This is a genomic window from Micromonospora solifontis (genome assembly GCF_003725545.1).
GTDB lineage: Bacteria > Actinomycetota > Actinomycetes > Mycobacteriales > Micromonosporaceae > Micromonospora > Micromonospora solifontis.
On record NZ_RJLN01000119.1, the window covers coordinates 1 to 12,166 of the forward strand.

Sequence of the window (12,166 nt, forward strand, 5' to 3'; positions counted from 1 at the left end):
GTGCCGGAAGGCCGCGTTCAACCCGCCCGCCGGGTCCGGCACGGCCCGGGCACCGGCCGCGGCGACCTCCGCCGCCACCCGGGGATCGTCGGTGACCACCAGCACCTCTGCCACCGCCGGGCAGGCGCGCACCGCGCGGACCGTGTCGGCCGCCAGGGCGAGCGCCAGCTCCTCATGGGGTACGCCGGACAGCGCGCCCCGCAGGCGGCTCTTCGCCGCCCCGAGGCGCTTCACCGGCACCACCACGGTCCAGCTCGGCTCGGGCACGTGACCATCCTGCCAGTCGGGCGGCGGTACCCTCACTGGCCGGACCGGGGGCGAGCAGGCATGATTTCGTCGCGGGACGTGGGCGCGGGGTCGGGGCACGAGGAGGGGGCACAGGTGGCGCGGCGGAAGGTGGGATTCTGGCCACGGTTAGCCGTGGTGCTGGTGAAGCCGGTGCTGACCGTCTGGACCCGGCGTACCTGGCGGGGCATGGAGGAGCTGCGGCGCGACGGCGGCATCATCATCGTGCCCAACCACATCTCGCACGCCGACCCGCTGGTCGCCGCGCACTTCATCTACGACTCCGGGCGCTGGCCGCAGTTCCTCGGCAAGGCCAGCGTGTTCCGGGTGCCGGTGATCGGCTCGATCCTGTACCGGTGCCGGCAGATCCCGGTGGAGCGCGGCACCGTCGACGCGGTCAAGTCGCTGGACAAGCTCATCGAGGCGCTGAACGAGGGCGGCGCGGTGGTGATCTACCCGGAGGGGACGATCACCAGGGAACCGGACCTCTGGCCGATGAAGGGCAAGACGGGTGCGGCCCGGCTGGCGTTGGCCACCGGCGCGCCCGTGATCCCGGTCGCGATGGTCGGGCCGGAACGGATGTTCGAGCCGAAGACCTCCCGGCTGCGGCTGCGCCCCCGGACCCCGGTGACCGTGGTCGCCGGGCCGCCGATCGACCTGAGCCGCTGGGCCGGCGCCACCCCGTCCCGGGCCGTCCTCGAGGAGATGACCGACACCATCATGCTGCGGATCCGTGACCTGGTCGCCGAGATCCGCGGCGGCACCCCGCCGCCGCTCTGGGCGCGTCCCGCCCGCACGCGTACGCCCGAGGTGAGCGAATGAGCGGCCACGTCGCCGTGCTCGGCGCCGGTTCCTGGGGGACGGCGTTCGCCAAGATCCTCGCCGACGCCGGCCGGGACGTGACCATCCTGGCCCGCCGCCGGGCGGTGGCCGACGCGATCCGGACGAGCCGTCGCAACCCCGACTACCTCTCGGACGTGCGCCTGCCCGACCGGGTCACCGCGACCGGGGACGCCGAGGAGGCGATCGTCGGGGCCGAGGTGGTGGTGCTCTCCGTACCCTCCCAGACGCTGCGCGGCAACCTCGCCGACTGGACCCCGTACCTGGACGCCGATGCCACGCTGGTGTCGCTGATGAAGGGCATCGAGCTCGGCACCACCAAGCGGATGAGCCAGGTCATCATGGAGACGGCCGGGGTGCCCGCCGACCGGGTGGTCGTCGTCTCCGGCCCGAACCTGGCCCCGGAGATCGCCGCCGAGCAGCCCGCCGCGACCGTCGTCGCCGGCACCGACAGCCGGCGCACCGCACTGGTCCAGGCGTCGATCCGGACGCCGTACTTCCGTCCGTACACCAACGACGACGTGGTCGGGTGCGAGCTGGGCGGGGCGGTGAAGAATGTGATCGCCCTGGCGTACGGGATCGCCACCGCGATGGGCTTCGGCGACAACACCCGCGCCATGCTGATGACCCGGGGCCTCGCCGAGACCGCCCGGCTGGGCGTGGCACTCGGCGCCGACCCGATCACCTTCGCCGGGCTGGCCGGCATGGGTGACCTGGTCGCCTCCTGCTCCTCGCCGCTGGCCCGCAACCGCACCTTCGGCGAGCACCTGGGCCGGGGGGAGACCCTGGAGCAGGCGCAGGCGGCCACCCGGCAGACCGCCGAGGGCGTGAAGAGTTGCCTGTCCATCCGCGACCTGGCCCGGGCGAACGGCGTGGAGATGCCGATCACCGAGCAGATCGAGCGGATCTGCCACGAGGGGATGGACCCGCGGCTCGCCGTGGACGCCCTGATGAGCCGGACCGCGAAGCCCGAGTCGTACGAGTGAGGCGACCATGACCGAGTGGGGCGACGGCACCCGCAGCGTCCACGCCGGGCTCCCGGCTCCGCAGCCGGGACAGCCGTTCCTGCCCGGCCCGGTCTTCGCCGCGCCCTACCACCTCGACCCGTGGCAGGGCCCGGCGGCGACGCCGAACGGGTACGGCCGGCCCGACAACCCCACCCGGCGGCTGCTGGAGGCCGCCATCGGCGACCTGGAGGGCGGGGAGTGCCGGGTCTTCGCCAGCGGCCAGGCGGCCATCACCGGGCTGCTGCTGGCGCTGCTGCGACCGGGCGACACCGTGCTGCTCCCCGCCGACGGGTACTTCCCGGTGCGCGCCTTCGCCACCGCCACCCTGGAGGGCATCGGGGTACGCGTCGGCTTCGTGCCGACCGCCGGGCCGTACCCGTCGTTCGACGGCGTCCGGCTGGTGCTGCTGGAGACTCCGGCCAACCCGGGCCTGGACGTGGCCGACGTGCGGGCGCTCACCGCCGCGGCGCACGCCGCCGGCGCCCTCGTCGCGGTCGACAACACCACCGCCACCCCGCTCGGGCAGCGCCCGCTGGAACTCGGCGCCGACGTGGTGGTCGCCTCCGGCACCAAGGCGCTCACCGGCCACTCCGACCTGCTGCTCGGCTACGTGGCGAGCCGTTCGCCCCAGCTGCTCGACCCGGTGACGGCCTGGCGGACCACCACCGGCGGGGTGCCCGGGCCGTTCGACTGCTGGCTGGCCCACCGTTCGCTGGCGACCGTGGACCTGCGGCTGGCCCGGCAGACCGCCAACGCCGAGGCGCTGGCCCGGCTGCTCGCCGGCCGGCCGGACGTGACCGGGCTGCGCTGGCCGGGGCGGCCGGAGGACCCGGCGTACCGGGTCGCCTCGGCGCAGATGCGGCGGATGCCCGGGGTGCTCTCCTTCGACCTGGGCGACGCCGCCCGGGTCGCCCGGTTCCTCGACGCGTCCCGGCTGGTCGCCGCAGCCACCTCCTTCGGCGGGCTGCACACCACCGCAGACCGGCGGGCCCAGTGGGGCGACGACACGGCCCCCGGCTTCGTCCGCCTCTCCTGTGGCATCGAGGACGCCGCCGACCTGGTGGCCGACGTGACCGCGGCGCTGGACGCCAGCGCGGACTGACGCACCGGCGACGGCTCCGCTAGGGTGGCGGTCAGCAACGGCCCGCACGGGCCCCGACCGGAGGAGGTGAGACCGATCCACCAGCGAAGGATTGGCGCTCCCTCCGAGTCCGCGTCGCCGCAGGGTTAGGCGACGCCGGGAGCGCCGACGAGCGTTCCCGAAAGGCATCCCCATGGCACTGTTGCACGCCGACCGCTCCGCCCTCGTCCACCGGCTGCGCGCCGCCGGGTGCGTCTACGCCGAGGACGAGGCGGACCTGCTGATCGCCGCCGCCGACTCGGCCGCGACCCTCACCGACCTGGTCGACCGCCGGGTGGCCGGCCAACCGCTGGAACACCTGCTCGGCTGGGCCGAGTTCTGCGGTCTCCGGGTCGCCGTCGACCCCGGGGTGTTCGTGCCCCGCGGGCGTACCGCCCTGTTGGTCGCCGCCGCGGCGGCGGTGGCCGGTCCGGCGCCGGCCGTGCTGGACCTCTGCTGTGGGTCCGGTGCCGCCGCGCTGGTGCTGCACGGCCGGGTCGCGCCGCGCTGGCTGGCCGCCGCCGACATCGACCCCGCCGCCGTGGCCTGCGCCCGGCGCAACCTGGCTCCGCTCGGCGTGCCGGTCTACCAGGGCGACCTGTTCGCGCCGGTGCCCACCGGGTGGCGGGGCCGGCTGGATCTGGTGGTGGCGAACGCCCCCTACGTGCCGACCGACGCGGTGGCGCTGATGCCGGCCGAGGCGCGACTGTACGAGGCCCCGGTGGCCCTGGACGGCGGGTCGGACGGGCTCGCCGTGCTGCGCCGGGTGGCGATCGGCGCGGCCGAGTGGCTGGCCCCGGGCGGGCAGCTCGCGGTGGAGGTCAGCGACGGCCAGGCCGAGGCGCTCCGCGCGGTGCTGGACGGTGCCGGCCTGGTGCCGACGCTGGTCCATGACGAAGACCTGGACGCCACCGCGGTGACCGCCCGCAAGCCGGCCTGACCGCGGCCCGGTTGGAACGTGGCCCGGTCGGAGCGTGGCCCGGGTCGGAACGCGGCCCCGGCCGCCGGCGATGCACGGAGCGGTCCACGTCCGGCGTGTCATGCCCGCCAGCAACCCTGCTTGAGAGCGGTATGTCTCTGCGACATCTTCATGTCGCAGAGACATATCGCTGCCGAGCGCACCGGCCTCCATGGCGGCCGTCCGGGTCGGCGCGATCCACACGGGTGGCGACATCGCCTGCGCCGCGGCGGGCGTTCGTCGGGGGAGGACGCCGGGCCGGGGCGGCGGTGGTGCGGGGGTGGCCGTCCGAAGCGTGGCGGGCCGGTGAACAGCGAACTAGCCTCAGGTCAGGCTCGGTGGGAGGGGTGGGCGTGGGCAGCGCGGGTGTGCCGGTGGTGGTAGGGCTGGACAACGGTGGGAACAGCAACAACGCCACCGTCCTGACCGTCGACGGCCGGTTCCTGGTGGACGGGCTGGTGGAGATCCCGAGCGAGGTGCAGGCCGGCCCGGAGGCGGCGATCGAGGCGCTGGCCCGGGCGTTCGACGGGGTGCTGGCGCTGACCGGGGTGCCTCGAGCCCTGGTCCGCGCGGTCGGGCTGGACACCCCCGGCCCGGCCAGCGCCACCGGGGTGATCTCCTCGCGGGGCTCCACCAACTTCTCCCAGCCCGCCTGGCGCGGCTACGACGTCCGCAGTGCGCTGGAGCGGCGGCTGGGACTGCCGGTGGTCTACGCCAACGACGGGAACGCCGCCGCCCTCTACGCGCACCACGTCCACTTCGGAGCGGACGCCATGCGCCGGTCCTCGGTCGCCGCCATCGTCGGCACCGGGCTCGGCGGGGGCGTGGTGGAGGCCGGCCGGGTGGTCGGCGGCGCGGCCGGGATGGCGGGTGAGTTCGGGCATGTGCACATCCCGCTGGACGGGCTGCTCGGCCCGGACCAGGCGGTGCCGACCTGCGCCTGCGGCTTCAGCGGGGACGTCGAGAGCGTCGCCTCGCTGACCGGGATCGAGCGGAACCTGCTGCCGTACTGGCTGGCCCGGTTCCCGGGGCACCCGCTGGCGGCGGAGCAGCCGCGCCGGGCCGCCAAGCTGGTCCGCGGCTACGGCGAGCGGGGCGACGAACTGGCCCGGCAGGTCTTCGCCCAGCAGGCGGCGGCCCTGGGACGGCTCTTCACGATCGCGGCGAACTTCACCGACCCGCACGCGTACTTCGTCGGTGGCGGCGTGGTGGAGGCGGCGCCGGAGTTCCGCGACTGGTTCCTGGCCACCGTGCGGGAGCACACCGTGCTCCGGGCCGAGCAGGCCGCGGTGGCCACCTTCGCCCTGGTGCCCGACCGGGACATGGCCGGGGCGCGCGGGGTGGCCATCGCGGCACTGGAGGCGGTCCAGGCCGGCTCCGCCGCCGGCCCTCCGGTCACGGGCGGGGCGGCGCTCCGGTGAAGGCGGCCCAGGCGGCCGGGGAGAAGACCAGCACCGGGCCGGCCGGGTCCTTGGAGTCGCGGACGGCGACCGCCGCCGCGAGCGGCGCCATCTCGACGCACGCGCCCTCGTCGCCGCTGCGGCTGCTCTTGCGCCAACCGGTCGCCGGCGGGCGGGGGCTGTTCGTGCCGTTCATCGGGTTACCTCTCGTTCAGCAGGCGGAGGAGCTGGTCCCGGCTGGCCGCCGGGCTGAGCGCCACGGTCCGCAGGTGCTCCATGATCTTCGTGCAGGTACGCAGGTCGCCCGGCCGATCCAGGATCATCTGCCCGGCGACGGTCTCCACCGAGGCGATGATCGGATCCTCCGGGTCGGCGAACTCCAACATGTGCAGCGAGCCCCGGGTGCCCCGGTGGTAGCCGGCCGCCAGGGGGATCACCTGTACGGTGATGTTGGGTAGCTCAGCCATCTTCAGCAGGTGCCGGAGCTGGCCCGCCATCACGGAGCGGTCGCCGACGGGACGCAGCAGTGCGCCCTCGTCGATGATGGCGTCGAAGATCGGTGGTTCGTCACCCGTGAGCCGCTGCTGCCGGTCGAGCCGCACCTGGACGCGTTGCTCCACCTGCTCGTCGGTGAGGGTGTGCGGTCCGCCGCGCATCACCCCCCGGACGTAGTCGGCGGTCTGGAGCAGGCCGGGCACCACCGACGGCTCGAAGTTGGCGATGCCGATCGCCTCGGCCTCCAACGCGATGAAGTCGATGGTCCGCCGGTCCAGCAGGTAGGAGTAGGAGACCCACCAGCCGGGCTTGCGGGCATCCTTGGCGAGCTGCACCGCCGCCGCGATCTCGTCCGGGTTCACCCCGTAGAGGGTGAGCAGGGCGCGCACGGTGGCCGGGCGGACCAGCGTCTGCGCGTTCTCGTAGCGGGACAGGGTGCTCCGGGTGCTGTTGATCTCGTCGGCCGCCGCCTCGAGGGTCAGGCCGGCGGCTTCCCGGTGGGTACGCAGGGCGATGCCGAGCCGGCGGGCCCGGGCGGTCTTCGGCGCCATGCATCGATGGTCGCACATCTATGGGAGCTTCGGCATGAGAGAAACTCGATGAGAGTTGCATTCACGCGTGTCCACCTGTCAATCTGTGACGGCGTCCTCACCGCCGGTTGTCGTGGCGACGGTGGTGGTGAGTGACCGGAGGGGATGGGGCGCGCGGCGATCGGGTTTTTCTCCCCCACGACCCGATCGCCGCGTGCCCGTCACCTTCCGGAGCGCCCCCGGCGAGGAAGCGGGAAGGGAGTGGCATGACGGTGACCGGTTGCCGCCGACCGGACGGAGGTGGCCGGGGATGACCCGGTTCCTCGTGGTCCTCACCGACGTCCGGCCCTTGGAGGGGGCGGAGCGGAACGAGCGGACGAGCCCCGAGCGCCGCCGGCAGGTGGTCGGGGCGAGCAGCCGCGAGGCGGCGGACCGGATCGCCGGGGCCTTCATGGCGCTCGGCATGGTCCGCGCGGGGCGGCAGCGGGTGAAGGTCATCGCGGTCGGGCGGCGCCCCAAGGAGCCAGCGCACCTGGGCTGAACCCGCCCGCCTCCGGGCCCGGAGGCGGGGTGCCGGGGCGGCCGGTGGCAGGTCCCGCCGCCGGCCGCCCCGGCCTACCGAGGAGGACTCCACGTCGTACACCCGGTCGGACTCGCCGCGGACCGGTTCCGGCTCGTCGCCGGCCGGCGCGAAGCGCGGCGGCACCACGTCGGCGAGCTCCTCGGCGTACGCGGCGAGCGGGTCGTCGCCCGGTCCGCCGTCCGGCGTCGGGGCGCGGGCCGGCGACGGCGTGGGTGCCCCGAGGGCGCGCTGCATCAGCGCCTCGGCCTGCGCGTTGCCGGGGTCCCGGGCGAGCGCCTGCCCGGCGTGCGCGATGGCTCCGCGCCCCGGCCGCCGTCGAGCAGCAGCCCGGCCAGGTGCAGCCGCAGCGGCAGGTCGTCGGGGCGGGCGTCGAGGGCGGCGGTCAGGCTTGCGATGAGGGGATCCGAGCTCACAGGACGAGCAGCCTAACCGCCCCGTGCCGGTCGGCACGTCCCGTTACTCCCTGTATATGGCGCGCTGACCGGATACGCCTCGGGGCACGTGTCCCCCGGGTATCGGCTGCCGGCGCTCGCCACGCACAGTAAGGTCAACCGGGTGAGCGCCACGGGCGAGCACGGCCGGCCGCAGTCGCGAACGAAGAGGTGACCCAGCAGTGACCACCCCAGGCAAGACCCGTGTGGCGATCGTCTTCGGTGGCCGCAGCCCCGAGCACGGCATCTCCTGCGTCAGCGCCGGCAGCGTGCTGGACGCCCTGGACCCGGACGAGTTCGAGGTGGTGCCGGTCGGCATCACCCGGCAGGGCCAGTGGGTGCTGGCCAGCGGCGACCCGGGGCAGCTCGCGATCCAGGACCGCAAGCTGCCGGAGATCACCTCCGGCTCCGGGGCCGAACTGGTGCTGCGCGCCGACCCGGCGGTCGGTGGCCTCATGGTGCTCGACCCAGCGCAGGGCCCCCGGGCCCTCGCGGACGTGGACGTGGTGTTCCCGGTGCTGCACGGCGCGTACGGCGAGGACGGCACCATCCAGGGGATGCTGGAGATGGCGGACATCCCGTACGTCGGGGCGAACGTCTTCGCCTCCGCGGCCGCCATGGACAAGGAGTTCACCAAGAAGCTCTGCGCCGCCGAGGGCATCCCGGTCGGCCCGTACGTGGTGCTGCGCAACGGGATGACCATGACCGAGGAGGACAAGCAGCGCCTCGGCCTGCCCGTCTTCGTGAAGCCGTCCCGGGCCGGTTCGTCCTTCGGCATCACCAAGGTCGACGACTGGTCCCAGCTCGACGCGGCGGTGGCCACCGCCCGGGAGATCGACACCAAGGTGCTCGTCGAAGGTGCCATCGTCGGCCGCGAGATCGAGTGCGGCGTGCTGGAGGGCGAGGCCGGTGGTGCCCCCGAGGCGTCGGTGCTGGCCGAGGTGCGGGTGATCTCCGGCCACGACTGGTACGACTTCGAGGCCAAGTACATCGACGACGCTTGCGAGTACGACATCCCGGCGAACCTGCCCGAGCAGGTCACCCGCCAGGTCCAGGAGTACGCCACCCGCGCGTTCACCGCGCTGGACTGCTCCGGGCTGGCCCGGGTCGACTTCTTCGTCACCCCGGAGCAGGACGTCTACCTCAACGAGATCAACACCATGCCCGGCTTCACCCCGACGTCGATGTTCCCCCGCATGTGGGCGGCCAGCGGCCTGGAGTATCCGAAGCTCGTGAACCGCCTCATCCGCACCGCCCTCCGCCGCGCCGGCCGCTGACGGCCGCCCGCGCCCGCCCCGGCCGCCCATTCGCCCTGATGCACGGAAAGAGTGGCCATCCCCTAGCGGGAGGCCGCTCTTTCCGTGAAGCAGCGGCGGCCGGTGCCCCGGTCAGGCGGAGCAGCCGGCGGGAGCGGTCTTGGCCGACGGGACGGCCGAGACGATGGCGTCGGAGATCGGGGTGACCCACTGGAGGGGCTGCGCGTACTCCTTGGGCACCCGGACCCGCACCGGGGTCTCCCGGTCGACGGTGGTCAGCACCGTGGCGTCCGCCTCCTGCACGGCGTGCCAGCAGACCTTGTTGACCGACCACACCTCGTCGGTGGGCTGCACGACCGGCGGGGAACCGCCGCAGGCCACGGTCAGCGCCGGGTCCCCGTACGCGGCGTTCTGCTCGGCGCCGGCGGTGACGGGCCGCTGCTTGAGGTCCCGGACGGTGTCGGGGAGCTGGGACACCAGGGCGCGGCACACCACCGCGGGCCGCTCCGCCAGGGTCGGCGCGGGCAGCTCGACCGGGGCGGTCGACTGCGGCCGGGCGGCGCTGGCCGAGGGGCTGGGCGCGGCTGCCGGTTCCGACGGCGACAGCTTGGCGAAGGTGAACCCGGCCACGGCGAGGGTGACCGGCACCGCGATCAGGGTCGCCCAGAGCGCGGCCCCGCGGGTCGACCGGTCGCGGCGTGGCGCCTTCTCAGAGGAGGAAGTGATCTCGTCCACTTACAGCCGTACCACCGAACACGTGAGGGTGCGGGTGATGCCGGGCACCATCTGCACCTTGCTGACGATGAGTTTGCCGAGCTCGTCGACGGTGTTCGCCTCGGTGAGGACGACCACGTCGTACGGCCCGGTGACGGCGTCGACCCGTACCACGCCGGCAAGGTCCGCGATCTGCCCGGCCACGTCACGCGCCCGACCGACCTCGGTCTGGATGAGGATGTACGCCTGTACCACGACTCGACCTCCGTCCGTCGCCGCCTGGGGCGGCCCGAAGGGTGAAACTACCTTACGGAGCAGGCCTGATCCCTATCGGTGGCCGGCTGGACGCGGTGAGCGAGCGCACGCCGGGTCGTGGAGTACTGGTGAGTGTGACGAGGGGACGGCATGACGGTCGCGGGTGTGGGGGAGTTCGGGCTGATCGACCGGGTGACCGCCCGGCTGACGTACGGGGAGAGTGTCCTGCTCGGCCCCGGTGACGACGCGGCGATGGTCGCCGCGCCGGACCGGCGGGTGGTCGCCTCCACCGACGTGCTGGTCGAGGGGCGGCACTTCCGGCGGGACTGGTCGGGGGCGCGGGACGTGGGCCACCGGGCGGCGGCGGCCAACCTGGCCGACATCGCGGCCATGGGCGCCACCCCGACCGCCCTGCTGGTCGCCCTCTGCATGCCGGCGGAACTGGACACCGCCTGGGCCGAGGAGCTGGCCGACGGACTCGGCGCCGAGGCGGCCCTGGTCGGCGCGAGCGTGGTCGGCGGGGACATGTCGGCCAGCCCGACGCTGACCATCGCGGTGACCGCCCTCGGCGACCTGGCCGGCCGGCCGCCCGTGGTCCGGTCCGGGGCCCGCCCGGGGGACGTGGTGGCCCTCGCCGGGCGGACCGGCTGGGCGGCGGCCGGCTACACGGTGCTGTCCCGCGGTTTCCGGACGCCCCGGCTGCTGGTCGAGGCGTTCCGCCGCCCCGAGGTGCCGTATCCGGCCGGCCCCGAGGCGGCCCGGGCCGGCGCCACCGCGATGATCGACGTCTCGGACGGGCTGCTGGCCGACCTGGGGCACGTGGCGCGGGCCAGCGGGGTGGCGATCGACGTAACCCGGGAGGCGTTCGAGGTGCCCCGGCAGATGCGCGACGCGGCGCAGGCGCTCGGCGTCGACCCGTACTCCTGGATCCTGGCCGGGGGCGACGACCACGCCCTGGCGGCGACCTTCCCGGGGACCGCGACGCTGCCGTCCGGCTGGCGGCCGGTCGGGCGGGTGGCCGAGGGCGCCGGGGTGACCGTGGACGGGCGGGCGTACGAGGGTCCCGCCGGATGGGACCACTTCCGCCGGGCGGAGTGATCTGGGTCCGACCCGGGCGGCCAGCGCCCGGGCAGGCCCGCAGCCGGTCGTACCCTTCATGCCGTGAGTGAGATCGAGATCCGGGCCCGGCACTTCGCCGCGCCCGAGTCGCAGGCGCTGATCCGGTCCGCCCTGGCCGACCTCGGCGAGCGGTACGGCGGCAGCGGCGACGACACCCCGATCGATCCGGCGCAGTTCGAGCTGCCGGACGGCGCCTTCCTGGTCGCCTACCTCGACGGCCGGCCGGTGGGCTGCGGCGGCTGGCGCAGCCACGGCGACGACGGCGAGACGGCCGAGCTGAAGCGGATGTACACCGCCCCGGCCGCCCGCGGCCGGGGCGTCGCCCGCGCGGTGCTGGCGGCCGTGGAGGAGTCGGCGCGCGAGCAGGGCCGCAAGCGGATCATCCTGGAGTGCGGCGACCGGCAGCCCGAGGCGATCGCGATGTACACCGCGGCCGGCTACGAGCGGATCCCGAACTTCGGCTACTACAAGGAAGCCCCGGGCTGCCTCTCGTTCGGCCGCACCCTCTGATCCCGCCGCCCCGCCCGGCCCCCGCGCCCGGGGGCGCTTCGGCGCCCGGGTGACGCACTCGGAATGCGGCAAACCGTGGCATCCGAAGCCCGCGACACCCCGACCTGCCGCAGCCTGAGTCGATCATCCGGTGACCGGCGCGGGCCTGCCAGGCCGGTGACCCCGGCCGCGCCAGACGCGCCACCTGGGCCGGATGTCCGGATCGCGGAAAGCGGCGAGGCCGGGAGGTCACCTTCACCGGCGACCGTTGCCGGGGACCGCGCGCCTGGGCGGTTTGGGGTGGGCGTCCCGTGGTCGGGGCCACCCGCACGGCGGAATCATGCCGGGGCCGGGGTCGTTGAACATGGCAGACCGCGCGGCAACCACCACCCCCAGGGGTTGGCAGCCCTGGTCGGAATGACCGGCCACCGGCCGTCGTTACCTCCCCCGGACCGCGAACCATCTGGTCCACGAGCCGGTGAGACCGCGGGAATCACCCCCCGCCCCCGGTCGTTACATCCCCGGGCCGCCCGAGCAGGTCACCCCCCGACCGCCGGGCCCACCCACCAGACTTTCCCCCCTTCTCGCGGCACGTACCGCACCCCCTCTTCGCGGGTGCCGCGGAAACCCCCGAATGGAAGGCGTGACTTCATCATGGCTACCACTCTGCTGCGTAAGACCGTT

14 protein-coding genes and 1 pseudogene are annotated in these 12,166 nt (G+C 74.4%); 9 read left to right on the forward strand and 6 right to left on the reverse strand.

What is annotated here, in order from left to right; translation table 11 throughout:
* Positions 1-267, reverse strand: a pseudogene (locus tag EFE23_RS25465) (2-phospho-L-lactate guanylyltransferase); the annotation flags it as partial.
* A gap of 114 nt (positions 268-381) precedes the next feature.
* Here EFE23_RS25465 and EFE23_RS25470 point away from each other — a divergent pair.
* From EFE23_RS25470 to EFE23_RS25490, 5 genes are all read left to right on the forward strand, one after another.
* A complete protein-coding gene (locus tag EFE23_RS25470; RefSeq protein ID WP_123243445.1) occupies positions 382-1,107 on the forward strand; it encodes a lysophospholipid acyltransferase family protein in 726 nt (241 codons plus the stop codon).
* Complete coding sequence (locus EFE23_RS25475; RefSeq protein WP_123243446.1) at positions 1,104-2,111, forward strand: NAD(P)H-dependent glycerol-3-phosphate dehydrogenase; 1,008 nt, start codon at positions 1,104-1,106, stop codon at positions 2,109-2,111. Before EFE23_RS25470 ends, EFE23_RS25475 begins: the two co-directional genes overlap by 4 nt.
* A 7-nt stretch (positions 2,112-2,118) precedes the next feature.
* Complete coding sequence (locus EFE23_RS25480) at positions 2,119-3,234, forward strand: cystathionine gamma-lyase (protein ID WP_123243447.1); 1,116 nt, start codon at positions 2,119-2,121, stop codon at positions 3,232-3,234.
* Between the two features lie 172 nt (positions 3,235-3,406).
* Complete coding sequence (locus EFE23_RS25485; RefSeq protein ID WP_123243448.1) at positions 3,407-4,192, forward strand: putative protein N(5)-glutamine methyltransferase; 786 nt, start codon at positions 3,407-3,409, stop codon at positions 4,190-4,192.
* Between the two features lie 371 nt (positions 4,193-4,563).
* The gene (locus EFE23_RS25490; RefSeq protein WP_123243456.1) at positions 4,564-5,631 is read left to right on the forward strand and encodes an ROK family protein; all 1,068 of its coding nucleotides are present in this window, start codon (positions 4,564-4,566) and stop codon (positions 5,629-5,631) included.
* Here EFE23_RS25490 and EFE23_RS25495 read toward each other — a convergent pair.
* Entirely contained in the window at positions 5,606-5,806 is a 201-nt protein-coding gene (locus EFE23_RS25495; RefSeq protein ID WP_123243449.1) for a DUF397 domain-containing protein, read from the reverse strand. The genes EFE23_RS25490 and EFE23_RS25495 overlap by 26 nt on opposite strands.
* 4 nt (positions 5,807-5,810) lie before the next feature.
* Entirely contained in the window at positions 5,811-6,656 is an 846-nt protein-coding gene (locus EFE23_RS25500; RefSeq protein ID WP_123243450.1) for a helix-turn-helix domain-containing protein, read from the reverse strand.
* 289 nt (positions 6,657-6,945) lie between these two features.
* On the opposite strand from EFE23_RS25500, the gene EFE23_RS25505 reads away from it, so the two are divergent.
* Positions 6,946-7,176 (forward strand): hypothetical protein, encoded by a 231-nt coding sequence (locus tag EFE23_RS25505; RefSeq protein ID WP_123243451.1) that lies wholly within the window; start codon positions 6,946-6,948, stop codon positions 7,174-7,176.
* 275 nt (positions 7,177-7,451) lie between these two features.
* Here EFE23_RS25505 and EFE23_RS25510 read toward each other — a convergent pair whose 3' ends face one another.
* Positions 7,452-7,631, reverse strand: coding sequence for a hypothetical protein (locus EFE23_RS25510; RefSeq protein WP_123243452.1), 180 nt, complete (start codon positions 7,629-7,631; stop codon positions 7,452-7,454).
* 200 nt (positions 7,632-7,831) lie between these two features.
* Here EFE23_RS25510 and EFE23_RS25515 point away from each other — a divergent pair, with 200 nt between their 5' ends.
* Positions 7,832-8,926 carry a D-alanine--D-alanine ligase family protein gene (locus EFE23_RS25515; RefSeq protein WP_123243453.1) on the forward strand — a complete coding sequence of 365 codons (1,095 nt, stop codon included), beginning with the start codon at positions 7,832-7,834 and terminating at the stop codon, positions 8,924-8,926.
* Positions 8,927-9,037: 111 nt separating this feature from the next.
* Here the strand turns inward: EFE23_RS25515 and EFE23_RS25520 are convergent, their stop codons facing one another.
* Positions 9,038-9,640, reverse strand: coding sequence for a DUF3515 family protein (locus EFE23_RS25520; RefSeq protein ID WP_199737229.1), 603 nt, complete (start codon positions 9,638-9,640; stop codon positions 9,038-9,040).
* Positions 9,641-9,874: an Lrp/AsnC ligand binding domain-containing protein gene (locus EFE23_RS25525; protein ID WP_018786298.1), complete on the reverse strand. Its 234-nt coding sequence runs from the start codon at positions 9,872-9,874 to the stop codon at positions 9,641-9,643.
* Between the two features lie 150 nt (positions 9,875-10,024).
* On the opposite strand from EFE23_RS25525, the gene EFE23_RS25530 reads away from it, so the two are divergent.
* Both EFE23_RS25530 and EFE23_RS25535 read left to right on the forward strand, forming a co-directional pair.
* The gene (locus EFE23_RS25530; protein ID WP_123243454.1) at positions 10,025-10,972 is read left to right on the forward strand and encodes a thiamine-phosphate kinase; all 948 of its coding nucleotides are present in this window, start codon (positions 10,025-10,027) and stop codon (positions 10,970-10,972) included.
* Between the two features lie 63 nt (positions 10,973-11,035).
* A complete protein-coding gene (locus EFE23_RS25535; protein WP_123243455.1) occupies positions 11,036-11,503 on the forward strand; it encodes a GNAT family N-acetyltransferase in 468 nt (155 codons plus the stop codon).
* The last annotated feature ends 663 nt before the right edge of the window (positions 11,504-12,166 follow it).